This is a genomic window from Bradyrhizobium sp. ORS 375, from assembly GCF_000239775.1.
Taxonomy (GTDB): Bacteria; Pseudomonadota; Alphaproteobacteria; order Rhizobiales; family Xanthobacteraceae; genus Bradyrhizobium.
On record NZ_CAFI01000494.1, the window covers coordinates 77,658 to 101,341 of the forward strand.

21 protein-coding genes are annotated in these 23,684 nt (G+C 65.7%); 14 read left to right on the forward strand and 7 right to left on the reverse strand.

What is annotated here, in order from left to right; all coding sequences use genetic code 11:
• Window positions 1–13: 13 nt before the first annotated feature.
• The 5 genes from dinB (at window position 14) to BRAO375_RS34610 (ending at window position 6,192) form a co-directional block, all read left to right on the forward strand.
• Window positions 14–1,120, forward strand: a complete 1,107-nt coding sequence (dinB, locus tag BRAO375_RS34590) for a DNA polymerase IV (protein WP_009032076.1) — start codon at window positions 14–16, stop codon at window positions 1,118–1,120.
• 326 nt (window positions 1,121–1,446) lie between these two features.
• The gene (locus BRAO375_RS34595; protein WP_009032077.1) at window positions 1,447–3,138 is read left to right on the forward strand and encodes a PQQ-dependent methanol/ethanol family dehydrogenase; all 1,692 of its coding nucleotides are present in this window, start codon (window positions 1,447–1,449) and stop codon (window positions 3,136–3,138) included.
• A gap of 152 nt (window positions 3,139–3,290) precedes the next feature.
• Window positions 3,291–4,499, forward strand: coding sequence for a c-type cytochrome (locus BRAO375_RS34600; RefSeq protein ID WP_009032078.1), 1,209 nt, complete (start codon window positions 3,291–3,293; stop codon window positions 4,497–4,499).
• Between the two features lie 70 nt (window positions 4,500–4,569).
• On the forward strand, window positions 4,570–5,259 hold the full coding sequence (locus tag BRAO375_RS34605; RefSeq protein WP_009032079.1) for a response regulator: 690 nt from the start codon (window positions 4,570–4,572) through the stop codon (window positions 5,257–5,259).
• A 204-nt stretch (window positions 5,260–5,463) separates the two neighbouring features.
• Window positions 5,464–6,192 (forward strand): response regulator, encoded by a 729-nt coding sequence (locus tag BRAO375_RS34610; protein ID WP_035643633.1) that lies wholly within the window; start codon window positions 5,464–5,466, stop codon window positions 6,190–6,192.
• Here the strand turns inward: BRAO375_RS34610 and BRAO375_RS34615 are convergent.
• On the reverse strand, window positions 6,146–7,498 hold the full coding sequence (locus BRAO375_RS34615) for a hybrid sensor histidine kinase/response regulator (RefSeq protein WP_009032081.1): 1,353 nt from the start codon (window positions 7,496–7,498) through the stop codon (window positions 6,146–6,148). The genes BRAO375_RS34610 and BRAO375_RS34615 overlap by 47 nt on opposite strands.
• Window positions 7,495–8,664 (reverse strand): FIST N-terminal domain-containing protein, encoded by a 1,170-nt coding sequence (locus tag BRAO375_RS34620; protein ID WP_009032082.1) that lies wholly within the window; start codon window positions 8,662–8,664, stop codon window positions 7,495–7,497. Before BRAO375_RS34620 ends, BRAO375_RS34615 begins: the two co-directional genes overlap by 4 nt.
• A gap of 199 nt (window positions 8,665–8,863) precedes the next feature.
• Here BRAO375_RS34620 and BRAO375_RS34625 point away from each other — a divergent pair, with 199 nt between their 5' ends.
• Together BRAO375_RS34625 and BRAO375_RS34630 are read left to right on the forward strand one after the other, a co-directional pair.
• On the forward strand, window positions 8,864–9,235 hold the full coding sequence (locus BRAO375_RS34625; RefSeq protein ID WP_009032083.1) for a c-type cytochrome: 372 nt from the start codon (window positions 8,864–8,866) through the stop codon (window positions 9,233–9,235).
• A gap of 368 nt (window positions 9,236–9,603) precedes the next feature.
• Entirely contained in the window at window positions 9,604–9,804 is a 201-nt protein-coding gene (locus BRAO375_RS34630) for a hypothetical protein (RefSeq protein WP_009032084.1), read from the forward strand.
• A 177-nt stretch (window positions 9,805–9,981) separates the two neighbouring features.
• On the opposite strand, the gene BRAO375_RS34635 is transcribed toward BRAO375_RS34630, so the two are convergent.
• Together BRAO375_RS34635 and BRAO375_RS34640 are read right to left on the reverse strand one after the other, a co-directional pair.
• The gene (locus BRAO375_RS34635) at window positions 9,982–10,497 is read right to left on the reverse strand and encodes a hypothetical protein (RefSeq protein ID WP_175345415.1); all 516 of its coding nucleotides are present in this window, start codon (window positions 10,495–10,497) and stop codon (window positions 9,982–9,984) included.
• A 135-nt stretch (window positions 10,498–10,632) separates the two neighbouring features.
• A complete protein-coding gene (locus BRAO375_RS34640; protein ID WP_009032086.1) occupies window positions 10,633–12,180 on the reverse strand; it encodes an acetolactate synthase large subunit in 1,548 nt (515 codons plus the stop codon).
• Window positions 12,181–12,458: 278 nt separating this feature from the next.
• Here BRAO375_RS34640 and BRAO375_RS34645 point away from each other — a divergent pair, with 278 nt between their 5' ends.
• On the forward strand, window positions 12,459–13,031 hold the full coding sequence (locus BRAO375_RS34645) for a L,D-transpeptidase (protein WP_009032087.1): 573 nt from the start codon (window positions 12,459–12,461) through the stop codon (window positions 13,029–13,031).
• Between the two features lie 13 nt (window positions 13,032–13,044).
• A complete protein-coding gene (locus BRAO375_RS34650; protein ID WP_502689003.1) occupies window positions 13,045–13,896 on the forward strand; it encodes a DUF2927 domain-containing protein in 852 nt (283 codons plus the stop codon).
• Window positions 13,897–14,171: 275 nt separating this feature from the next.
• On the opposite strand, the gene BRAO375_RS34655 is transcribed toward BRAO375_RS34650, so the two are convergent.
• The 3 genes from BRAO375_RS34655 to BRAO375_RS34665 all read right to left on the reverse strand — a co-directional run bounded on the left by BRAO375_RS34655 (window position 14,172) and on the right by BRAO375_RS34665 (window position 17,840).
• A complete protein-coding gene (locus BRAO375_RS34655) occupies window positions 14,172–15,344 on the reverse strand; it encodes a M48 family metallopeptidase (protein WP_009032089.1) in 1,173 nt (390 codons plus the stop codon).
• Window positions 15,319–16,461 carry a DUF898 family protein gene (locus BRAO375_RS34660; protein ID WP_502689004.1) on the reverse strand — a complete coding sequence of 381 codons (1,143 nt, stop codon included), beginning with the start codon at window positions 16,459–16,461 and terminating at the stop codon, window positions 15,319–15,321. The genes BRAO375_RS34655 and BRAO375_RS34660 overlap by 26 nt, the downstream gene beginning before the upstream one ends.
• 206 nt (window positions 16,462–16,667) lie before the next feature.
• On the reverse strand, window positions 16,668–17,840 hold the full coding sequence (locus tag BRAO375_RS34665; RefSeq protein WP_009032091.1) for an isovaleryl-CoA dehydrogenase: 1,173 nt from the start codon (window positions 17,838–17,840) through the stop codon (window positions 16,668–16,670).
• A gap of 227 nt (window positions 17,841–18,067) precedes the next feature.
• On the opposite strand from BRAO375_RS34665, the gene BRAO375_RS34670 reads away from it, so the two are divergent.
• The 5 genes from BRAO375_RS34670 (at window position 18,068) to BRAO375_RS34690 (ending at window position 23,684) form a co-directional block, all read left to right on the forward strand.
• The gene (locus BRAO375_RS34670) at window positions 18,068–19,363 is read left to right on the forward strand and encodes a cytochrome P450 (RefSeq protein WP_009032092.1); all 1,296 of its coding nucleotides are present in this window, start codon (window positions 18,068–18,070) and stop codon (window positions 19,361–19,363) included.
• A 277-nt stretch (window positions 19,364–19,640) separates the two neighbouring features.
• On the forward strand, window positions 19,641–20,912 hold the full coding sequence (locus BRAO375_RS34675; RefSeq protein ID WP_009032093.1) for a cytochrome P450: 1,272 nt from the start codon (window positions 19,641–19,643) through the stop codon (window positions 20,910–20,912).
• Window positions 20,913–21,227: 315 nt separating this feature from the next.
• Window positions 21,228–21,773 (forward strand): thiamine pyrophosphate-binding protein, encoded by a 546-nt coding sequence (locus BRAO375_RS34680; protein WP_009032094.1) that lies wholly within the window; start codon window positions 21,228–21,230, stop codon window positions 21,771–21,773.
• Window positions 21,773–22,354: a thiamine pyrophosphate-dependent enzyme gene (locus BRAO375_RS34685; RefSeq protein ID WP_009032095.1), complete on the forward strand. Its 582-nt coding sequence runs from the start codon at window positions 21,773–21,775 to the stop codon at window positions 22,352–22,354. Before BRAO375_RS34680 ends, BRAO375_RS34685 begins: the two co-directional genes overlap by 1 nt.
• 163 nt (window positions 22,355–22,517) lie before the next feature.
• Entirely contained in the window at window positions 22,518–23,684 is a 1,167-nt protein-coding gene (locus BRAO375_RS34690; protein WP_009032096.1) for an acyl-CoA dehydrogenase family protein, read from the forward strand.

A 23,684-nucleotide genomic window follows, 5' to 3' on the forward strand; every position in this document is an offset into this window, starting at 1 on the left:
ATAGATCTCGGCCATGCCAAGCTCCGGTCCAGACCCGGATGCCGCGCCGACGGTCATCCGCAAGATCATCCACATCGACATGGATGCATTCTATGCGTCGGTCGAGCAGCGGGACAATCCCGAGCTGCGCGGCAAGCCCGTGGCCGTCGGCGGCTCGCGCGAGCGCGGCGTCGTGGCGGCCGCGAGCTATGAGGCGCGCAAGTTTGGCGTGCGCTCGGCGATGCCGTCGGTAACCGCCAAGCGGCTGTGCCCGGACCTGATCTTCGTCAAGCCGCGCTTCGAGGTCTACAAGGCGATCAGCCAGCAGATCCGCGCGATCTTCGCCGAGCACACGCCGGTGATCGAGCCGCTGTCGCTCGACGAGGCCTATCTCGACGTCACCGACAATCTGCAGGGCATTCCGCTGGCCCGCGACATCGCACTGCAGATCCGCGCCAGGATCAAGGCCGAGACCGGCCTCAATGCCTCGGCGGGCATCTCCTACAACAAGTTTCTGGCAAAGCTCGCCTCCGATCATCGCAAGCCGAACGGCCAATACGTGATCTCGCCGGAGATGGGAGCGGCCTTCGTCGAGGGGCTGCCGGTCGGCAAGTTTCACGGCATCGGCCCGGCCACCGCCGCCAAGTTCAATGCGCTCGGAATTCACACCGGCCTCGACATCCGCAATCAGAGCCTGCCGTTCCTGCAGCAGCATTTCGGCAAGGCCGGCAGCTATTACTACTGGATCTCGCGCGGCATCGATCATCGCCCCGTCCGAGCCAATCGCATCCGCAAATCCATCGGCGCGGAAAACACGTTTGCAGCGGATCTGACCGAGTTCGAGCCGATGGCGGCCGAGCTGCAGCCGCTGATCGACAAGGTGTGGCGGCACTGCGAAGCGACCGGCAACAGGGGCCGGACGGTCACGCTGAAAGTCAAGTTCGCCGATTTCGAGATCATCACGCGCAGCAGGTCGGTCGTCACGGTGGTTGCGACCCGCGCCGAGCTGGAACGCCTGTCGCTGGCGCTGCTTCAGGCCGAGCTGCCGTTACCCAAGCCGGTGCGGCTCCTCGGCGTCTCTCTGTCATCGCTGCAGGAGGCCGAGGCCGGCGTTGAGACGCAGCTGGCCATGCCGATCTGAGCCGCGATCGCCTGTGCTAACCATCGCGGCTGTTCAGCCTCGCCGATAAAGACTCTTTGCCCGGCGAACTGCGTTCTGCCCGCTCTGCACCTCGTCCCCGACACCGAAAGTGTCGCTAAGCCCACGAACCTGCTTGCAAATCCTCGCCGACCGCCGCTCCCTCGGCCTACTACCTTCCGCCTATGAGAGTCCGGCTGAGCTGATGCTGTAATCGCTGCCGATGGTTGCAGCGCGACTGCACATCTGGGGCTTGGCGCGCAGGCGCCACACGACCACAACAAAGACACATGCGGAGGGAACTGATGAATTTCACGAGCAGGAGATTCTTGGCTGGCATCTCGACGGTTGCCTTCCTAGTTGCCGGCACGCTTGGCGTCCGCGCCAACGACTCGGCGCTGAAGGCCGCCGCCGAGCCCGGCGCCTGGGCCATGGCGGGCCACGATTACGGCAACACCCGGTTCAGCCCGCTGAAGGAGATCAACACCGAGAACGCCGGCAAGCTGTCGCTGGTCTACTCGTTCTCGCTGGCCTCGCTGCGCTCGAACGAGGCCTCGCCGATCGTGATCGGGAACACGCTCTACGTCTCGACCTCATGGGGACCGAAATACGTCTATGCGCTGGATGCCGCGACCGGCGCGCGCAAATGGACCTACGAGCCGGAGATTCCGGACGACACGCTGCAATATGCCTGCTGCGACGTGAACAGCCGCGGCATCGCCTATGCCGACGGCAAGCTGTTCGTCGGCCGCCTCGACGGCAAGCTCACCGCGCTCGATGCCGCCACGGGCAAGGAGCTGTGGACCTCGAAAGTGGTGGACTACAAGCAGGGCTCGGTGATCACCTCGCCGCCGCTGGTCGTCCGCGACAAGGTCATCACCGGCTTCGGCGGCGGCGAGTACGGCGTGCGCGGCTCGCTGCAGGCCTATGACATCAACTCCGGCAAGATGGTGTGGCAGACCTACACCGTGCCGGCGCCCGGCGAACCCGGCAGCGAGACCTGGAAGGGCGACACCGGCCTGCATGGCGGCGGCGCGGCGTGGCTGGTCGGCTCTTATGATCCGAAGAGTGACACGGTCTATTGGGGCACCAGCAATCCCGGTCCCTGGAACACCGCCGTGCGCTCGACCGGCAACGGCGATTTCGGCAAGCTGACGAACCTCTACACCGCCTCGACGCTGGCGCTCGATCCGAACACCGGCAAGATCAAGTGGCACATCCAGACCACCCCCGCCGACGCGTGGGACTATGACGGCGTCAACGAAGCCGTGCTCGCCGACCTCAATGTCGGCGGCACAGCCGTGCCGACCCTGATGAAGGCCGACCGCAACGGCTTCTTCTTCGTCGCCAACCGCGAGACCGGCAAGGTGATCTCCGCCGAGAAGTACGTCTTCGCCAACTGGGCGCAGAAGTGGGACACCTCGACCCTGCGCGCGGTCGAGGATCCCGACAAGCGGCCGGGCCCGGGCCATCCGGTCAAGGACGTCTGTCCGAACCTGATCGGCGGCAAGAACTGGCAACCGATGTCGTACAATCCAGGGACCGGGCTGGTCTACATTCCCGCCAACAACGTCTGCATGGACTGGTCGGTCAGCGACGTCTCCTACAAGCGCGGCGTGTTCTATCTCGGCGCCGAATTCCCCACCAAGGAAGGCCCGGGCGGCTTCCTCGGCGAGCTCATCGCCTGGGATCCGGTGAACAACAAGAAGGTCTGGTCGCTGCAGGAAGACCTTCCCTTCAATGGCGGCACACTCACCACGGCGGGCGGACTGGTGTTCTCCGGCAATCTGCATGGCGATTTCCGCGCCATCGACGCCAAGACCGGCAAGATCCTGTGGAAGAAGAATCTCGGCTCGGGCATCGGCGCCGGTCCGGTGACCTACTCGGTCGACGGCAAACAGTATGTCGCCGTCGTCGTCGGGCGCACCGCCTCGATCCCGGCCTTCCTGGGCGAGATCGGCAAGAAGATGACGAATGCGGCCCCCGAAGGCGGCGCGCTGTTCGTGTTCGCTGTCCAGTAGCCGCAGACGGTGAGCGCGCGTGTCCGCGACAACGCGGCACACGCGACGCTCAGCCGATCTTCCGACGTGACGAGATGACGGCCCGGCACGGCCACGACGACCGTGCCGGACCAGACAAACAGATAACAAGATAATTTATGGAGGGATCGAGGATGCGCCCGAACCGTGAGACCGGCTCGAAGTGGCGGGCCAGCGCCGAACTGTCAGCACGTGCGACGATCCTGGTCGCATTGGCCGCGTCCACCCTGCTGACGTCGGCGGCGGCAGGATGGGCCAGCCAGCCGGACCCGCTGCGCCTGTGCGCGGATCCGACCAATCTCCCGTTCTCGAGCGATAGTCCATCGCAGCCCGGATTCTACGTCGAGATCGGCCAAGCCCTTTCGCAGCAGATCGGCCGCCCGGTCACGTACGACTGGTACAAATCCTATTTCGGCAAGCGGACCGTGCGCGTGACGCTGCTGGGCCGGCAGTGCGACGCGATGATCGGCCTGCCGTTGTCAGCTGATTTCATGGGGCCCGCCGTGATCTTCTCGAAGAAGATCCTGACCGAAGCCTATGTGCTCGTCAGCCGCCCCACGCTGACCTTGAGCGGCATCGACGACCTCCGCGGCAAGCGCGTCGCGGTTCAGTATCAGACGACGCCGCAAAATCTGCTGGCGGAGCGCGACGATATCGAGAAGGTCACGGTGCTCACGCCGGAGGAGGGTATGGCCGCCCTCGCCCAGGACAAGGCCGACGTCGCCTTCGTGTGGGGGCCGGTCGCGGGCTGGCTCAACAAGACAGCCTACGAAGGCCGCTTCCGGGTTCAGCCCGTCGAAGGCGCTGGCCTGTCGTGGGATGCTGCGATCGGCTTCGCGCGAACCTCCACGCAGCTGCGCGACCAGATCGACGCGGCGTTGCCGCAGCTCGAACGCCGGATCGCAGAGCTCGCTGCCAAATACGGCCTTCCGAGCGACCCGCCGGTCAGGTTCGGCGCCGCGCCGTCTCCGATCCGGCTTGCCGCGCTCGGCAGTCCTGCGCAGTTCCTGCGTCAGCCGGCCGCCGCGACACCGGTGACCAGAATTGCGGACACCAGTGCGAGCGATCCGAAAGCCGAGGTGGTCGCGGCGGGCAAGGAGATCTTCAACGGCACCTGCGCGCATTGCCACGGGCCCGACGCCGTGCAGGCGGAGCGCCGGATCGATCTGCGGCGGCTGCAGACCCGCTATGGCGAAGACATGCGCGACAAATACTGGACCACGGTGCACGAGGGTCGTCCGTCCAAGGGCATGCCCGCTTGGAAGGAGGTCTTTACCGACGACCAGTTCGAGAGCATCTATACGTTCCTGCAGACCGTGCAGTCGTCGGAAACGGCCAACTGAAGAAGCGCAGGCGGGCCGGCACGATCTGGCGGGTCAGCCGGAGCGTGCTGGTGACAATCGAGAGCCGGACATGACGCGCTTCCTGATCATTGACGATCATCCGCTGTTTCGCGAAGCCCTCGGCAACGCCGTGCGGCTGGCGCTTCCGGATGCGCAGATCTTCGAGGCGCTGTCGATTGCCGATGCGCTCAACATCCTCGGATCCCAATCCGATATCGATCTGGCGCTGCTCGATCTGACGCTGCCCGACGCCGCCGGCTTTTCGGGATTCCTGCGGCTTCGCGCCGCGCATCCGCGGCTGCCGGTCGCGATCGTGTCGAGTGAAGAAGACCAGCACGTCGTGCGCGAGGCGCTTTCGCTCGGGGCTGCAGGCTATCTGCCGAAGTCGACCTCGAAGCGCGAGCTGACGGCCGCCATCGAACGGGTGCTCAGCGGCTCGGTGTCGGTGCCCAAGGACCTGCTTCCCGCGGCCGAGCGCGGCGGGAATGGCTCGTCACGCGCGCTGCAGGCCCGCCTGGCGCAGTTGACGCCGCAACAGCTTCGCGTCCTCGACCTGATCAGGCGCGGCTACCAGAACAGGGACATCGCCGGCGAGCTGCAGCTCGCAGAATCGACCGTGAAAGCGCACATCACCGAGATTCTGCGCAAGCTCCGCCTGTACAGCCGCAACAAGGCCGTCGTCGAAACCGGCAAGATCGATCTGCACCTTCCAACCGAGCACCAGAACCCGCGAAACGCGGCGCGCAGGAAGCACCAATAGCCTTTGACGGATTGCTGCAACGCGATAGGCGGCTCCGCAGGACGCCGCAGCGTCAACGGCGTCCGTTGATTGATCGGGTGCAACGCGCTATCGCTATGGCTATGGCTCTGCCGTTCGCTCGAAGACGATGCGAAGATATCGCAGCGAATGTCAGTCCGCGACGCTGCAAGACTGGATCTCGATCCGGCGGGGGAGTGCAGGCACGTGGCTCGATTGCTGATCATCGAGGACCATCCGCTGTTTCGCGAGGCGCTGGAGAATGCGATCCGCGTCGCGCTGCCCGACGCCGAGCTGCGCGAGGCGACGTCCATCGAAGCGGCCATCGGCCTGCTGTCGTCTCCACCGCGATTCGACCTGATCCTGCTCGACCTCTCGACGCCCGGCACCACCGGCCTCTCCGGTGTCATTCGTATGCGCAAATCGGCACCGCGGACGCCGATCCTCGTCGTCTCGGCGCATCAGGACCCGCGGCTCGTCGCCCATGTCCTGGCGCTAGGGGTGGCCGGCTACGTCTCGAAGTCGGCATCCAAGGAGCAACTGGCTGACGCAATCAACAGCGTGCTGCGCGGCGACGTTCATGTTCCGGCCAGTACACGCGTCGCGCCTGCGCGCCGCACCAGGCTTCCGGCGCAGGATCTGCTGAAACGTCTGCACGACCTGACGCCGCAGCAGCTACGCGTGCTCGACCAGATCCGATGCGGATTACAGAACAAGCAGATCGCCTATGAGCTCGGGATCAGCGAGACCACGGTGAAGGTCCATGTCTCGGACATCCTGCGAAAGCTCCAGGTCGCGAGCCGAACCCAGGCCATCATCGAGATGGAGAAGCTCGACTTCGTGAACCTGATCGGTGAGGCACGCGCGTCGGCAGAGGATGCCGCCTCGCTCACGTCAGCAGGAACGACAGGAGCGCGCGGAGCTCCGCCGGCCTGACCGGCTTGGTCAGGATCTCGAGCCCGTACACGCTGGCCTCCTTCGCGGCGGCCTCCGAATAATCGGCGGTCACGATCATCGCCGGCACATCGCTGCCGATGAACTGCCGGATGCCGCGAATTGCTGCGATTCCGCTCTCGTCGGCATCCAGGTGCAGATCCGCAATGATCGTCTCGGGCACCGCGCCGAGCGCGCTCAGGCGTTGCAAGGCATCCTTCAACGAGACCGTCGCCACGACGTCGCAGCCCCACTTCTCCAGCAAGCTCACCATGGCCTCGGCGCCGGCCGGGTCGTTTTCGATCAGCAGGATCTTGGCGCCTTCGAACCCGCTATAGTCATCATAGATCTGATCCACCGGCAGCGGCTCGGACGGAACCGCCGCCGGGTCCGCCCGGTCGAGCTCGAGCGTGAACGTGGAGCCATGGTCGATCCGCGACGCCAGACGGACCTGATGATCCAGGGCATTGGCGAAACGCCGGACGATCGACAGGCCCAGCCCGAACCCGGCCTGATCCTCGGCGCTCGGCTGACCGCGCTGAAATTCGAGGAAGATCGCTTCCTGCTGCGGCTTGGGGATGCCCGGCCCGGTGTCGTACACCTCGATACGAACGCGCCCCCGGCCCGGCCCGCGCCGGCATCCCATCACCACCCCGCCGCGCCGCGTGTAACGCAAGGCGTTGGCGAGCAGGTTCTGCAGAATGCGCCGCAGCATCATCGCATCGGACACCACGGCGAGCGAGGTTGGACAGATGCGCAAAGACAGCCCGCGTTTGGCGGCGATCGGCGCGAACTCGCGTTCGAGCGGCTCGAACAGGGTCGACAGCAGGATGGGCCGCACATCCGGACGCAGGGCGCCGGCGTCCAGCTTGGCAATGTCGAGCAGCGACCGCAAAAGGTCTTCGAGCATGGCCAGCGAGCGGTCGACCTGCCCGAGCATGCTCGTTCCGCGATCGGACTGGACCTCGTCCGCCAGGGTCGACAGCGTCAGCCGCGCCGCATTGAGGGGCTGCAGCAGATCGTGCGTCACGGAGATCAGGACCGAGGATTTCAGCGAGCTGGCCGCTTCGGCCTGCTGCTTGGCCCGGTACAGATCCTTGTTCGCCGTCTCGATCGAATGCAGCGCGTCGCGCAACTGCCGCGTCCGCTCGCGCACCTGCTGATCCAGCGCGATCGCGGTCTCGAACAGCGAGAACGCGTTGAACTGCTGGTCCATCGAGCGTTCGACACGGGACATCAGCGCGGCGTTGATCTTCCTGAGCTTGGCCGCCTCGCGCTGCAGCTCTTCCGCGGAGTTCGACCCGCTCATTGCGGCGCCCCGGCGCGTTTGCCGATCGCGACTCCCGTCAGCGTCTGATTGACGTGCATCGACCCGTACTGCTCACCATAGGTATGGAAACCGACGATGCGGTTGTCGCGATAGAGCTCGGACATCTCGCGTGCGAACTGGTGCTGCTCGGCGTCGAGACGCCGGAGGATGCATTCGAAGCCGATGAAGATCGAGACATCGCCCAGGTCATCGCGGACCTCGGCCAGCATCTCGCGCGCCGCCGCCACCGAGTTGCGCGACCGCGCCGCCGTGAGCACCATGCCCTCGTCGATCGCGCAGAAGAAGCGCAGCGAGCCATCCGGGCTGACGCGCTGGATCGAGCGCGCGAAATACGAGCCGCCGACGCGCACCAGCACCGGGTGAGCCGCGAACAGGAACGGGTCGAGCTCGGAATCGGCGATGCCGACGGCGCGGCAATATTCCTCCGCCGCCGGCTCGGCGTTGAGCTGCTTGACGATGCGCTGCTCGAGATCGGCTTCCGTGACCACCATCTTGGTCGAGGTCGGCTCGAAATTGTCGCACTTGAACAGCCGGAACGGCAGTGAGGTCCTGATCAGGATCAGCAACGCCGCATCGGTGTAGGCCTTGCCGTCATGGAACACCCAGGTGCGCTCGAAGCGCAGGCCATCGCCGGCCGAGCCGCCCACCAGCGGAATGTTGTCGAGCGACGCATAGATCGCCGACATGATCGCCTCCTCGCGCTGGCACATGCCGTCGATCAGGACCAGGCCGAACACGCCGTCGTCGACGCCGCCGTTGCGCAGCAGCTCCTGCCGAAGCTCGTTGCCGAGGCGGCGCCCTTCATCGACGCGAAAGCCGGACAGGCCGAAGATCGGCTGCGTCTTCACGGTGAAATCATCGGCGGCAAAGGCCAGGGCAACCACGCTGTTATCCTCCCAGCCGTCGGGCGACAGCTCACCCGCCGTCGTGCAACCGTACACCGGGGTGTTGGGGAGGCGCGCCGTCATGGCGGCGATGAAGTCGTGGGGATCGTAGTGCGGCGACAGGAAGATCAGCACCATCGCCAAGCCGTCGGCCGGCAACTGGTCGCAAATCTCCGCCGCCGCGGCCGCGACCGTCGCGGCCTTCGACTTCGTGGCGATCACGCCGCACGGGCGCGTCGGCCGAGACTCGGCTTCTGCCACCAGGCACCTCCCAGGACGACATTCGCGCCCGCTTGATTTCATTCGTTTTTTTAGAAGAATAGGCGATTTGATCTGTAACGGCAACCGCATGACTTGATCCAGAACAAGGACGCCGGCCCGCCTCCGGCCTGATCATGCGGAGGTCGGCTGACGACGCGGCCGCGAACCTGGTCTCCGCGTCAAACCTTGGGGGAAAAGCATGCTCCGACGCATCGTTCTCATCGTCGCCTTCGCGACCATCGCATCGGATGCCAGGGCGCTGGACGGCGATCCCGCCGCAGGCAAGAGCATCTTCCTGCGCATCTGCCAGAACTGCCACTCGCCCGAGATCGGCATCAACAAGGTCGGCCCGAGCCTCTGGAACGTCGTCGGCCGCCAGCCCGCGGCGGTGCCGGACTACGCCTATTCCGAAAGCATGAAAAACAACAAGGCGCCGTGGACCGCTGCGGCCCTGGACGCCTACATCGCCGATCCGCGCGGCGACGTTCACGGCGTCAAGATGTACTTCAAGGGATTGGCCGACGCGAAGGAACGCGCCGACGTCGTTGCCTTCCTATCAACGCTGAAATAGCGCGACGCGTGCTGCAGTCATCACGCCTTGGCGCTTCGGCCGAGGTTGGCGATGTCGCGCCTGTTTCCCAAACCTCACCCGCCGCGCGACTCACGCCGTGATGCCGGGCCCCCGAGCCACTGCCATCACGACGTTGTCGCCGTGCCGCCATGATGCGGCCACGCGCGCGCGTCGCGGCCATTACGGCGGTTTCGCATGGCGCTCTGCGCCGCGGGCATTGCCACGAAAGCTGCGCAGCCTGGGCTGCGGCGAATAGACAAGGCGGCTTTTGCAGGGCGCCACTCTCACGTTTTCCTGATTCATGCGTCAGAACGCCGCGGATCGAATCCGCCTATGGTCCGCGCGTTCCAACCACGGAGGTTTTCCGCATGCGTAAACTGATCATCGCCACCGCCGCCCTCGCATTCGTCTCGTCGGCCGCTCTTGCCCAGTCGACCGAGAAGCCGATGACGACCACCGGCCAGGCGGCCAAGAGCGGCGATGCCATGGCTTCGGGCGACGACATGAAGATGAGCAAGACGAAGAAGAAGTCGGCGAAGAAGCCGGCGGGCGACGGCATGTCGAAGTAGGCTTGCAGCGCGGGCGTGCCTCCAGGGCACGCCCGGCGTCCGCCACTGCCTCGGGCCACATGGTCTCGTCACAGCAATGAGGCCGGGCCTTGTTCGGCATTTCGGGCCTCCTGGTTCGAGACGGCGCTGCACACAAGCGGCCACTCACCACCTCCGGCGGTCCCGCAACGGAATTCCTTATCCCGCCGACAGCCCCATCTGCTGCAATCGTCCCGCGAACCAGGCCGACAGCGCCGGGTCGATCCTTGCGCCGACATAGACCTCCGGCGTGATCACGCTACGGCGGTCGAGAATCACCAGCACGCCGATCCAATAGGCAAACCACAGATGCGGGTCGGTCAGCGCCATCAGCTTGTGGCGGTCGTGCGCGAGCGGCTGGTGGTTCGTGGCCTTGCGGACCTCGATGGCCAGCAGATTGTGGGGCACGGCGCGCTTGTGCACGACGATGTCGGGATAGATCGACTTTGCCAGCTCGTCGTCGGTCGACACGATGGAGCCGCGCGGCAGCAGCATGGCGCGGTCGCCGAGCCGGTTGTAGTCGCAGTCGACGTCCCAGCCGAGGAAGTTGCGCTCTACATGCACGGACAGCCGGTGCGTCAGGGCGCGCTCACCGAGATCGCGGTCGAGGATGAAGCGCTCGCGCGCGTAGAACTCCTGCAGCGCAGATATCAGCCGGTTCAATTCGCTGTGCATGCCGCCCAAACAGAACAAACGATGGAGACGTCACCATCAACACGCGTTCGTGCTGAGTCGCCAACCATCAAAATGCGGCAATCACGCTGCCATCGACCGGCGGCCGATTTGCGGCCGCCGGCTGAGGCAGAGGGCTTACATCTGCACTTCGATCAGGCGCGGGCCGTATTCGGCGTTGGCCTCGGCCAGTGCCGCATTGAACTCGTCCGCCGTGGTCACGGCGCGGCCGGGAACGCCCATGCCCTTGGCCATCGCGACGAAGTCGAGCGTCGGGCGGTCGATCTTCAGCATGTCCTGGGCGCGCTGGCCGGGCTGGCCGGCGCCGACGCCGTCGAACTCGCCGCGCAGGATCTGGTAGATCCTGTTGGCGAACACGACGGTGACGACGTTGAGATTCTCGCGCGCCTGGGTCCACAGCGACTGGATCGTGTACATCGCGCTGCCGTCGCCGACGAGGCACATCACCTTGCGATCGGGACAGGCCACCGCCGCGCCGGTCGCCACGGGGGTCGAGAAGCCGATCGAGCCGCCCATGTTCTGGAGCCAGTCATGCGGCTTGGCGGCGGCCGTCGGCGGGAAGAAGCCGCGGCCGGTGGTGATGGATTCGTCGACGACGATCGCGTTCTCCGGGATCGCATAGGCGATCGCCTGGGCGATGGTGGTGTGGTTGAGCGCGCCGGTCGGCTTGATCAGCTCGGCGAGCGCCTGCGGCTTCACGTCGGCGGCCTTGGCGCCGAGATGGCCGGCCAGCGCCTCGAGCGCGGCGGCCGAGTTCTCGCCCCAGGCGGTCATGCGGTGCACCTCGGTACCCTCGGCCTTCAGCATGCTCGGCTTGTTCGGATAGGCGAAGAAGGCCACGGGGTCGTTGGCCTCGACCAGCACGATGTGCTTGTAGTTCTTCAGGATCGGCAGCGCCTGCTCGATCACATAGGGAATGCGGTCGATCGAGAAGCGGCCGGCGCCGCGCGCCATGCGGGGGTGATAGGTCTGGCCCATCACGCGGCAGCCGGTCTTGCCGGCGATCTGCTGGGCGAAGGTCAGCGCCTGCTCAGTCAGCGCGCCCGCGGTCATCAGCACCAGCGTGTCCGGGCCGTGGGCATGCAGGATCTTGGCGGCCTTCTCGACCGCGTCGTCCGAATAGCTCGGGCGCTGCGCGTCGGTGGGAACCTGGGCGATGCCGTCGGCCTCGTTCCAGGCGGTGTCGGCGGGCAGGATCAGCGTGGCGATCTGCGGCGGCGCGCTCTTGGCGGCGGCGATCGCGGCGGCGCCGTCGGCAGCGACGGCCTTGGCGGAGGGCGAGGTCCGCACCCAGTCGGACATCGGCCGCGCCAGGCCCTCGATGTCCGAGGTCAGCGGCGCGTTGAAGCCGATGTGGTAGGTGGCGTGCTGCCCGACGATGTTGACGATGCCGGAGCGCGCCTTCTTGGCGTTGTGCAGGTTGGCGAGACCGTTGGCGAGGCCGGGGCCGAGATGCAGCAGGGTCGAAGCCGGCGTGCCCTTCATGCGGAAATAGCCGTCGGCGGCGCCGGTCACCACGCCCTCGAACAGGCCGAGCACGCAGCGCATGCCCTCGACCCGGTCGAGCGCGGCGACGAAATGCATCTCGGACGTGCCCGGATTGGTAAAGCAGACGTCAACGCCCCCCGCGACCAGGGTCCGTACCAGGCTTTCCGCTCCGTTCATCCTATTCTCCCGTTGATTCCGCGCGCCATTTGCAATGCCGGGCAGATCAATCATTGTTCGCCTGCGGCGTCAAAGGGGCTGGCCGCATTGCTGCCATCGCCGCGCAGCCCATGCGTGGTCTTGGCTAACAGGATGTTGGTCCAGGCGCTGCGCGATTTTCCGTGGGATTTTGGTCACGGAGCGCCGCCACATACCGGCCTCACGCCGCCGTGGGTTGCGGAATGCAACCGTTTATGGCCTGTCTGCGAACGGATTTTGATGTTTGCCAGGGGATGGAAATGAAGCGGTCTATTGCTTTGGGAATTGCTGCAGTCGCGTCGGTGGCCAGCGTCGGCATGGCGCGGGCGGAGATGTTCGACACCAGGGACATTTTCGGCGGCGGGCCGAACTTCTATCAAAGCGGCGTCAGCCCGATTCCGCGCCAGACCGTGATGTTCCAGAGCGAATATGCGCCGGGCACCATCGTGGTGAACACCGGAGAGCGCCGGCTCTATCTGGTGCTGCCGGGCGGCCAGGCGCTGCGCTACGGCATCGGCGTCGGCCGCGACGGGTTCCGCTGGAGCGGCGTGCACCGCATCACCGCCAAGAAGGAATGGCCGGCCTGGACGCCGCCCTCGCAGATGCTGCGCCGCCGCCCCGATCTGCCGCGCCACATGGCCGGCGGCATCGAGAACCCGCTCGGCGCCCGCGCCATGTATCTCGGCTCCACGCTGTACCGCATCCATGGCTCCAACGAGCCGGAGACGATCGGTCAGGCGGTGTCGTCGGGCTGCTTCCGCATGACCAATGACGACGTCACCGACCTCTATGACCGCGTCTCGGTCGGCACCACGGTGATCGTGAAGAACTGAACCGCGCGGGATCATGTCGCAGGGGCGTGGCGCTCATCCAGGCCGGGAGCCTCTGTGCTCCCGGTGGTCGTTGCGGACCGCGGCCGTCGCCCTGACCGCCGCGCTGGCCTCGCTCGTGATCACCACGGTGGCGCTGCCGGCCTCGACCGCGGAGATCCCGGCGATCGCCGCGCGCCAGCGCGCCGAGAAGAAGAACTTCACCGACGCCGAGATCACCGACGGCTTCTTCAAGACCGCGTTCGGCGCCGAATATCATCTCGCCGGACGCGTCGACCGCATCCGCAAGTACAGCACGCCGGTGCGCGTGTTCGCCGACGGGCGCCGCGCCGATCGCAAGGCGCAGCTTGCCAAGGTGGTCGGCGACATCGCCGCCCGGGTCCGCAACCTCGACATCGCGATGACCGACAGCGACGACGACGCCAACGTCCGCGTCAAGTTGGTGCGCGATCGCGACCTCTACCACACCATCAGCCAGGCCTATGGCAGCGAGCGCGCCCGCGAGATCAAGACCTCGCTCGACCCGCAATGTCTGTCCGGTTTCCGCAAGAACGAAGCCTTCGAGATCGAGCATTCCGACGTCATCCTGACCGTCGACAATGGCGACTTCGTCTTCCTCGATTGCGCCTATGAGGAGCTGCTGCAATCGCTCGGGCCGATCAACGACACCTCGAGCGTGCCGTGGACGATGTTCAACGACAACGTCTCGATGGGCTATTTCGACGTCTACGACCAGTACATCCTCAACCTGCTCTACGACCCGCGCGTCAAGGCGGGCATGACGCTGGCCGAGGTCAAGGCCGTGCTGCCGGCGGTGCTGACGGATGTCCGCGCCTGGGTGAAGCAGGTGAACAATCTGGCGGAGTGAGGCGGGGGGTTGATCGAAAGCGCTCTGACAGGCACCGTTGAGAGCCCAGACGCCGCCCCAAACTCCGCTGTCGTCCCTGCGAACGCAGGGACCCATAACCACCAAACTTTGTTGTTAGAAGCCGGCGTCGCTCAGTTTGCCTCTTACAGAGGCCGCGGCGTATGGGTCCCTGCGTTCGCAGGGACGACAACGAATGTGGGGCAACGCTGTTGGCACAAATCGACACCAGGCGCACCATCGTCGCCGTGACAGGTCGCGAATGTCATCACCGCCTGCTACCTGCAAATCCCCTTCAGCGCCTTCCACTCCTCCGCGTCGAGCAGCGGCGGGCCACTGGCGGGGCGGTCGGCGGCGCGCATGCGGGCGAGGCGATCCTCGGTCAGGGGATGGCTCGCCCATAGCGACGGCTTGCCGTCCTCCTTGCCGGTGATGCGGAACAGCAGCTCGCCCATCGGGCGGGTCGGGCGTCCGAGCTTGTGCATCACGTCGATCGCGAAGCCGTCGGCCGCCTCCTCCGCCTCGCGCGAATAGGATGCGCTGATCATGGTGCGCGAGGCGAAGATCGCCGCGCCCGCGCCGGTGACGTCGCCGAACAGCAGGCCGATCAGGAACGAGCTGCCGCCATTGTGGATCAGCTGCCGCAGGTTGTCGCGGTGCTTCAGATGGCCGAGCTCATGCGCCAGCACGCCGGCGACCTCGTCCGCCGCATCGGCCTTGTCGAGCAGGCCCCTGAACAGGAAGAAGCGTCCGCCCGGCAGCGCGAAGGCATTCGGGATCGGCGTGTCGAGGACCTCAGCCGTGAGCGACTCGTCGAGCCCGGCCGGCTTGCGCAGCGCGGTGACCAGCTTGCCGAACGCGGCCTGCCCGGCCGCCTCGCTGCAGACCTTGTCACCAAACACCGTCTTGATCTGCACCACGGCGGCCTCGCCGAGATGCCGCTCCATCGTCGCCGGCACCAACGGCGTCAGCCGGTCGGCGGCAACGGGCAGCACGACCAGCACGACGGCCACGATCGACGCCGCGGCCGCCAGCGACCAGCCGATGATGCGCGCGATGGCGCCCCGGGTGAGGCTGTTCTGGTCGATATGGCTGCAGCGAGCGATCAGCTCGGCGGCCAGCGCGGGGTCGCGGAGTTCGAGCCTCGCCAGCGGAGAGGCGGACAGGCAGCTGACGCGCAGCGTGCCGCTCGGTCCGTCGACGCGACGGATGTCCTCGTAGGGCCAGGAAACGAAATTGTCGGCGCTCCGCATCACCAGCTGATTGGCAAAGCCGATCGTGACGCTCTGCCGCCGATTGGACAAGCCGTCGAAATAGGTGCCAGGGCCACTTACAGGGCCGCTCGGCGGAGCAGCGGCCGGTTCAGCCGGCGTCCCGCCCATGGGACCGTGCGCCATGGGACCGTGCGCGGCGCTGGGCTCGGACTCAGAATCCGGCGACGTCGAGTCCATCGGCAAACCCTTCGCCGAGCGCGCTGGCCAGATCGCCCTTGGCGGCGACATCGGCCATGGCCTCGATGCCATGCACTTGAACGGACTGGAGCACCGTCGTCCACATGTCGCGCACCAGATAGAGGCGCATCACGACGTTGAGCGCCAGGATCAGCGCGATGTAGCCAAATCCCATCAGCACCAGCATCGGAATGTTGTTGGAAAGCGCCTGCGCCTGAAGCTGGCCGGCCTCGACCGGCCCCATCAGCTTGAACATCAGCGCGGCGACGCCGCCGAAATAGATGCTCGAGGCGATCGACAGCAAGAACCACCAGCCGATCACTTTCCAATACAGCCCGTAGAACGCATTGCCGGGCAGGTCCGATTCGATGCGCACGCCGCCGAAGCGAATACCCGACAGCCACCACCGCCACTCGACGGCCTTGAACCGCGCATAGACGAACGGCAGCAGCGGAAACAGCACGAAGGCGAACGGCGCGAGCAGCCACAGCACCCACGCCCGCTTGAAGAACTCCCAGCCGCGCCCCTCGAAATCGCCGCGCAGGTTGCCGTAATGCGAGTGCCGCATCTTGTAGCGTTCGAGCGCAGCCGCCCGCCACGGCCATGCCAGCCCGACGGTGACCACTGCGAGCAGCGTCCACAGCATGGCGCGCCCGGCATAGGCCCAGCCCGAGCCGTCCATCCAGAACCGCACGCCGCGCCACACCGTGCGGGTCAGGCGATAGCGCCGGGCCCGATAGATCGCAAACTGGCCGAACGCGTAGAACGCAATCACCAGCGGCACGCTGGCAAATCCCTCATAGCGCTCGGCTTCGACCGTGACGAGAAAGTAGGCAAGGTAGATCGGCACCAGGATCGCCATGGCGAACAGGAAGCCGATCAGGAGCTCCTTGCCGCGGCCGGTATATTCGGCGGAATCGCCGTCGACAGCCGTGTTGACCCAGAGATGCCTGCGGATGTCGGTCGCGAGCCAGAACCGGTAGAAGCCGAGAGTGATGAGTTCGATGGCCGCACCACGGCTCACCAGCCTGAAGAAATCATTGCGCGAGCCGGAGAAGGTGGCGGTGAGCGGCGGAAGCGGCGGCGGCTGCCCCGGAACGTAGCTCATCTGGTTCACGGGTCACGCCTCCGACACACGCAATGACATACAATATGCCCAAATACCTCGGCAGTTGGTCGCCGGGGCGACTCCGAGGTTCGACGTATTTTGTACGCAAGTCGGCCGGAAAAAAACACCGGCCTGAAAGGTGATGAATCAAATTATTGGCCGCTGGCCGGTTGGCGAACGCGGGTCGCGTCCGCGCGACGGCTCAGGCAGCTACCTCAGGATGTCTTCTCGAACAATTCCCGCCCGATCAGCATGCGCCGGATCTCGCTGGTGCCAGCGCCGATCTCATAGAGCTTGGCGTCACGCAGCAGCCGGCCGGTCGCGTAGTCGTTGATGTAGCCGTTGCCGCCGAGCAGCTGGATCGCGTCGAGCGCGCATTGCGTCGCCTTCTCCGCCGCAAACAGGATCGCGCCGGCGGCGTCCTCGCGCGTGGTCTCGCCGCGATCGCAAGCTTTGGCCACCGCATAGACATAGGCGCGCGCGGCATTCATCGTGGTGTACATGTCGGCGACCTTGCCCTGCACCAGCTGAAAGGTGCCGATCGGCTGGCCGAACTGCTTGCGCTCATGCACGTAAGGCAGCACCACGTCCATGCAGGCCTGCATGATGCCGAGCGGGCCGGCCGCGAGCACGGCGCGCTCATAGTCGAGGCCCGACATCAGCACGTTGACGCCGCGGCCGACCTGTCCCAGCACATTCTCCTCCGGCACCTCGCAATCCTCGAACACCAGCTCGCAGGTGTCGGAGCCGCGCATGCCCAGCTTGTCGAGCTTCTGCGCGGTCGAGAATCCCTTCATGCCCTTCTCGATGAGGAAGGCGGTGATGCCGCGCGGGCCGCCCTGCGGATCGGTCTTGGCATACACGACCAGCGTCTCGGCGACCGGGCCGTTGGTGATCCACATCTTGTTGCCGTTGAGAACGAAGCGGTCACCGCGTCTGTCCGCGCGGGTCTTCATCGACACCACGTCGGAGCCGGCCTGAGGCTCGGACATCGCCAGCGAGCCGACATGCTCACCCGAGATCAGCTTGGGCAGGTATTTGCGCTTCTGCGCCTCGTTGCCGTTGCGACGGATCTGGTTGACGCAGAGGTTGGAATGGGCGCCGTAGGACAGGCCGACCGAGGCCGAGGCGCGCGAGATCTCCTCCATGGCGATGCAGTGCTCGAGATAGCCGAGCCCCGCCCCGCCATACTCCTCCTCGACGGTGATGCCGTGCAGGCCGAGCTCGCCGATCTTGGGCCAGAGGTCACGCGGAAACTGGTTGGAACGATCGATCTCGGCGGCACGGGGCGCGATCTCGTTCTGTGAGAAACTAGCCACCGTCTCGCGGATCGCATCGGCGGTCTCGCCGAGATCGAAGTTGAACATGCGCTGCGCGTTGGCGATCATGATGGCGGCCTCCTGCTAGTCTTCTGCTTTGCAACATTGGCCCACAGCCATATTCCGTGACGTGGCGCTTGTCACGCCCGACATCCTGTTGAATGCCAGCGTTGCGACGCAAGACCGGACAGGTCAGTCCCCGTCAAACTCCGCGCTTGCCCAGCGCTCCCGGGCAGGATGTAATCGCGCCAAATATCGCCGGACACACCAAGAATCCGGCCTCAGGGGAGACGTCCATGCACGGGACCGCCAATACGGCCGAGGCACTCAGGCAGGCCGGCGCAGCCACGCCTGCGATGGATGAAGCCGCCCAGCGCGCAGCCGCGTTGCCGCTCACCGAATTCGATCCTGGCAATCCCGAGCTGTTCCGCACCGACACGCACTGGCCTTATTTCGACCGGCTGCGCCGCGACGACCCGGTGCACTACTGCAAGGAGTCGATGTTCGGCCCCTATTGGTCGATCACCCGCTACGACGACATCATGGAGATCGAGACCAATCACGCGGTGTTCTCCTCGGCCTCGGCGCTCGGCGGCATCACCATCCGCGACGTCCCGCCCGACCTGCGCCGCGAAAGCTTCATTGCGATGGACCCGCCGCGTCATGCCGCGCAGCGCAAGACGGTCGCGCCGATGTTCACGCCCACGCATCTCGACGAGCTCGCCATCAATATCCGCAAGCGCTCGGCCGAATGCCTCGACAACCTGCCCGTCGGCGAGGTGTTCGACTGGGTCGACCGCGTCTCGATCGAGCTGACCACGCAGATGCTGGCCGTGCTGTTCGACTTCCCCTGGGAAGACCGCCGCAAGCTGACGCGCTGGTCCGATATCGCGACCACACTTCCCGGCCCCGGCGGGCTGGTCGCAACCGAGGACGAGCGGCAGGCCGAACTGATGGAGTGCGCGCGCTATTTCGCGCGGCTGTGGCAGGAGCGCGCCAGCCAGCCGCCAAAGAGCGACCTGCTGTCGATGATGGCGCACAGCGAGGCCACCAAGAACATGGATCCGAAGAACTTCCTCGGCAATCTCGTGCTCCTCATCGTCGGCGGCAACGACACCACGCGCAACACGATGTCGGGCAGCATCTACGCGCTGAGCCAGAATCCGGATCAATACCGCAAGCTCAAGGCCAATCCGGCTTTGATCGACAGCTTCGTGCCGGAGGTGATCCGCTGGCAGACGCCGCTCGCCCACATGCGCCGCACCGCGCTTGCGGATATCGAGTTCCGCGGCAGGCAGATCAAGAAGGGCGACAAGGTCGTGATGTGGTACGTCTCGGGCAACCGCGACGAGGCGGCGATCGAGCGCCCCTATGACTTCATCATCGACCGCGCCCGCCCGCGCCAACACTTGTCATTCGGGTTCGGCATTCACCGCTGCGTCGGCCTGCGGCTGGCCGAGCTGCAACTGAAGATCATCTGGGAGGAGATCCTGAAGCGCTTCGATCATATCGACGTGATGGACGAGCCCAAGCGGGTCTATTCCAGCTTTGTGAAGGGATATGAGACACTGCCGGTGAAGATTGCGGCATAGGTTGGATTTAGGGACGGTAGGGTTGGCAAAGTCGGTCGCGCACCGTGCGAATGCTGTGCCCGCCATCTCGCGACTGGCGCGAAAGACGGTGGGCACGCTTCGCTTTGCCCACCCTACGCATCTTATCCACGAACTCCGTCATTGCGAGGAGCCGAAGGCGACGAAGCAATCCAGACTTTCTTTCCGGCCCTGGATTGCTTCGCTTCGCTCGCAATGACGGACGGCAACCATACTTTATTCGTTATCGAGACTCGAAAGTTCAGCAAAGGACCACCCCATGACCGCCCAGGCCGCGCTTCGTTCCGACCATGCCGATCTGCTGCGCGACGCGCGGCTGGAGGCCTATTCGACGCCGATCGAGGACTTCCATCCGGGCGCGCCGCGGCTGTTCCAGAACGACACGCTGTGGCCGTGGTTCGAGCGGCTGCGCAAGGAAGCGCCGGTGCATTACTGCACCAAGGCGCCGATCGAGCCCTATTGGTCCGTGACGCGCTACCACGACATCATGCATGTCGACACCAATCACGCGCTCTTCTCGTCCGATGTCAGCAATGGCGGCATCATGATCCGCGACGTGCCGCCCGGCTATGAATGGCCGAGCTTCATCGCGATGGACGAGCCGCGCCATGGCGAGCAGCGCAAGACGGTGCAGCCGATGTTCACGCCGGAGCATCTCGACGAGATGGCGGTGCTGATCCGGCAGCGCTCGGCCAAGGTGCTCGACTCGCTGCCGCGCAATGAGACTTTCAACTGGGTGGAAAAGGTCTCGATCGAGCTCACGACGCAGATGCTGGCGACCTTGTTCGACTTCCCGTTCGAGGAGCGCCGGAAGCTGACGCGCTGGTCCGATGTCTCCACCGCCCTGCCCAAGAGCGGCATCGTCTCCTCGGAGGAGGAGCGCCGGCGCGAGCTCGCCGATTGCGCCGAGACGTTCGGCCGGATGTGGAAGGAACGCCAGGCCAATCCGGGCCGCGACCTGATCTCGATGATGGCGCACAGCGAGGCGACGCGCCACATGACGCCGGACAATCTGATGGGCAATCTGATCCTGCTCATCGTCGGCGGCAACGACACCACGCGCAACACCATGACGGCGTCGGTGCTGGCGCTGAACGAGAACCCGGCCGAGTACCAGAAGCTGCGCGACAATCCGGCGCTGATCGAGACCATGGTGCCCGAGGTGATCCGCTGGCAGACGCCGCTCGCGCATATGCGGCGCACTGCGCTGGTCGACACCGAGCTGGGCGGCCAGAAGATCAGGAAGGGCGATCGCGTGGTCATGTGGTACGTCTCGGGCAACCGCGACGGCGAGGTGATCGAGCATCCCGACGCCTTCATCATCGACCGCAAGCGGCCGCGCATCCACCTGTCCTTCGGCTTCGGCATCCATCGCTGCGTCGGCATGCGCCTCGCCGAGCTGCAGCTGCGCATCGTCTGGCAGGAAATCCTCAAGCGCTTTGACCGCATCGAGGTCGTGGGCGAGCCGAAGCGGGTCTATTCCAGCTTCGTGCGGGGATATGAGAGCCTGCCGGTGCGAATTCCCGGGTGAGTGCGTTCGCCCATCACTCTGAGGAGCCCGCCGACAGGCGGGCGTCTCGAAGAGCGAGGTTCGAGACCTCGGCCTCATGGTTCGAGCCGCCGCTGCGCGGCTCCTCACCATGAGGGGTGGCGCCGTCGCGCAAGGGGCGGGATTCTTAACCCTCATGGTGAGGAGCGCCGCTCGCGGCGCGTCTCGAACCATGAGGCCCCCGGCTCCCTATGAGAATCCGGCATGACGGGTCAGAGAGAGATTGAATAGGCTTCCCGGTTCATTTCTGGCTAAATCATCCGTTGCACCATTGGTGCTCATGAAACTCAGGACGTCATGGCCGCTTCCGACACGCCGATCCCATCTCCCGACTGGCCGCTCGCCATCTACCAGGCGCTGAAGGCGGCCTCCGTCCGGCAGCTCTGCTATGTCCCCGACGCCGGTCATTCCCGCCTGATCCGGCTCGCGCATGACGATCCGGCGATCGCGACGACCGTGCTCACCACCGAGGAGGAAGGCGTCGCGCTCTCGGCCGGCGCCTGGCTCGGCGGCCAGCGCGCGGTGCTCTTGATGCAGTCGAGCGGCGTCGGCAATTGCGTCAACATGCTCTCGCTGCTGCAGAGCTGCCGTTTTCCGTTTCTCACCTTCGTGACCATGCGCGGCGAATGGGCCGAGTTTAATCCGTGGCAGGTGCCGATGGGCAAGGCGACGCAGGCCGCCTTCGAGATCATGGGCGTCACCGTGTTCCGCCTCGAGCGACCCGAGGACGCCGGCGAGATGGCGGCGGCCGCCGCGAGGCTTGCCTATGACAGCGATCAGCCGATCGCGGTGCTGATCTCCCAGCGCATGATCGGCGCCAAGAAGTGGACGGAGGGCAAGTGATGCGTGCCGCACTCGAACGCCGCGCCGCCGTCAAGGCGCTGCTGCAGGACCGCCGCGACCTGCTGGTCGTCTGCGGCCTCGGCTCGTCGTCCTACGACGTGTTTGCCGCCGGCGACCATGCCGCGAATTTCTACCTTTGGGGCGCGATGGGCGGGGCCGCCATGATCGGCCTCGGCCTCGCGCTGGCGCAGCCGTCGCGGCCGGTCGCCGTCATCACCGGCGACGGTGAGCAGTTGATGGGACTCGGCAGCCTCGCGACCTCGGCGGCGAAGCAGCCGCGCAACCTCTCGATCGTCGTGCTCGACAACGCCCATTTCGGCGAGACCGGGATGCAGATGAGCCATTCGGGGCTCGGCGCCCGGCTGGAGCTGATCGCGACCGGCGCCGGCTTTCCGTCCGTCAGCACGATCGAGGACAGCGCGGCGCTCGACGCCTTCAGGCCGAAGCTGCATGATTTGTCCGGGCCGCATTTTGCACGCGTGGCGATCTCGACCGATCACGTCCATCGCGCGCTGCCCGCGCGCGACGGTGTCTTCCTCAAGAACCGTTTCCGCGACCATCTCGGATTTCCCATCAGCTAGAACGTGACCGCCGGCCCCCTTGCCCTGTTGCTCCGGCAAGGCAGCCCGGCTGCAACGCTGGCATTCCAAGCTTGCCAAGCGTGACCCGCTTGGTCATAGGCTATCAGGAACACGTTCAGGGAGAGAGCCCAGGCCATCGTCACGGCGGCCCGCGGAGCAACACATGACAGAGCAGCATCAGCACGACGATTACGCCGACATCCGCGACGCAGTGGCCAAGCTCTGCGCGCAGTTCCCCGGCGAATATTGGCGCAAGCTCGATCGCGAGATGGCCTATCCGTCCGCCTTCGTCGACGCGCTGACGCAGGCCGGCTACCTCTCGGTGCTGATCCCCGAGGAATATGGCGGCGCCGGCCTGAAGCTGTCGGCGGCGGCGGCGATCCTGGAGGAGATCCAGCGCGCCGGCTGTAATGGCGGCGGCTGCCATGCGCAGATGTACACGATGGGCACCGTGCTCCGGCACGGCTCCGCCGAGCAGAAGGCGAAATGGCTGCCGAAGGTCGCCAGCGGCGAGTTGCGGCTGCAGGCATTCGGCGTGACCGAGCCGACCTCGGGCACCGACACGACCTCTCTGAAGACGGTCGCGAAGCGCGACGGCGACAGCTACATCGTCAACGGCCAGAAGATCTGGACCAGCCGCGCCGAATATTCCGACCTGATGATCCTGCTGGCGCGCACCACGCCGAAGGACCAGGTGCAGAAGCGCACCGAGGGTCTTTCCGTCTTCATCGTCGACATGCGCGAGGCCAAGAAGGCCGGGCTCACCATCCGTCCGATCCGCACGATGATGAACCACGCCACCACCGAAGTGTTCTTCACCGACATGCGCGTGCCGGCGGAGAACCTGATCGGCGAGGAAGGCAAGGGTTTTCGCTACATCCTCTCCGGCATGAATGCCGAGCGCATCCTGATCGCGGCCGAATGCGTCGGCGACGCCAAATGGTTCATCGCCAAGGCGACCGCCTATGCCAAGGAGCGCATTGTGTTCGGCCGGCCGATCGGCCAGAACCAAGGCATCCAGTTCCCGATCGCCAAGGCCTATGCCTCGATGCGCGCGGCCGAGCTGATGGTCAAGGAAGCCACCCGCAAGTACGAGGCCGGGCTCGACTGCGGCGCCGAGGCCAACATGGCCAAGATGCTTGCAGCGGACGCGTCGTTCGAGGCGGCTAACGCCTGCATCCAGACCCATGGCGGCTTCGGCTTCGCCGAGGAGTACGACGTCGAGCGCAAGTTCCGCGAGACGCGGCTGTATCAGGTGGCGCCGATCTCGACCAACCTGATCCTGTCCTACGTCGCCGAGCACGTGCTCGGCATGCCCCGCTCGTACTGA

Bases quoted from the DNA above. Each gene is read 5' to 3' on its own strand.
- BRAO375_RS34630 (WP_009032084.1), top strand. From the start codon at position 9,604: ATGCGTAAACTGATCATCGCCACCGCCGCCCTCGCATTCGTCTCGTCG.
- BRAO375_RS34680 (WP_009032094.1), top strand. From the start codon at position 21,228: ATGGCCGCTTCCGACACGCCGATCCCATCTCCCGACTGGCCGCTCGCC.
- dinB (WP_009032076.1), top strand. From the start codon at position 14: ATGCCAAGCTCCGGTCCAGACCCGGATGCCGCGCCGACGGTCATCCGC.
- BRAO375_RS34615 (WP_009032081.1), bottom strand. From the start codon at position 7,498: ATGAGCGGGTCGAACTCCGCGGAAGAGCTGCAGCGCGAGGCGGCCAAG.
- BRAO375_RS34600 (WP_009032078.1), top strand. From the start codon at position 3,291: ATGCGCCCGAACCGTGAGACCGGCTCGAAGTGGCGGGCCAGCGCCGAA.
- BRAO375_RS34645 (WP_009032087.1), top strand. From the start codon at position 12,459: ATGAAGCGGTCTATTGCTTTGGGAATTGCTGCAGTCGCGTCGGTGGCC.
- BRAO375_RS34670 (WP_009032092.1), top strand. From the start codon at position 18,068: ATGCACGGGACCGCCAATACGGCCGAGGCACTCAGGCAGGCCGGCGCA.
- BRAO375_RS34655 (WP_009032089.1), bottom strand. From the start codon at position 15,344: ATGGACTCGACGTCGCCGGATTCTGAGTCCGAGCCCAGCGCCGCGCAC.
- BRAO375_RS34635 (WP_175345415.1), bottom strand. From the start codon at position 10,497: ATGCACAGCGAATTGAACCGGCTGATATCTGCGCTGCAGGAGTTCTAC.
- BRAO375_RS34665 (WP_009032091.1), bottom strand. From the start codon at position 17,840: ATGATCGCCAACGCGCAGCGCATGTTCAACTTCGATCTCGGCGAGACC.
- BRAO375_RS34625 (WP_009032083.1), top strand. From the start codon at position 8,864: ATGCTCCGACGCATCGTTCTCATCGTCGCCTTCGCGACCATCGCATCG.
- BRAO375_RS34640 (WP_009032086.1), bottom strand. From the start codon at position 12,180: ATGAACGGAGCGGAAAGCCTGGTACGGACCCTGGTCGCGGGGGGCGTT.
- BRAO375_RS34685 (WP_009032095.1), top strand. From the start codon at position 21,773: ATGCGTGCCGCACTCGAACGCCGCGCCGCCGTCAAGGCGCTGCTGCAG.
- BRAO375_RS34690 (WP_009032096.1), top strand. From the start codon at position 22,518: ATGACAGAGCAGCATCAGCACGACGATTACGCCGACATCCGCGACGCA.
- BRAO375_RS34675 (WP_009032093.1), top strand. From the start codon at position 19,641: ATGACCGCCCAGGCCGCGCTTCGTTCCGACCATGCCGATCTGCTGCGC.
- BRAO375_RS34650 (WP_502689003.1), top strand. From the start codon at position 13,045: ATGTCGCAGGGGCGTGGCGCTCATCCAGGCCGGGAGCCTCTGTGCTCC.
- BRAO375_RS34605 (WP_009032079.1), top strand. From the start codon at position 4,570: ATGACGCGCTTCCTGATCATTGACGATCATCCGCTGTTTCGCGAAGCC.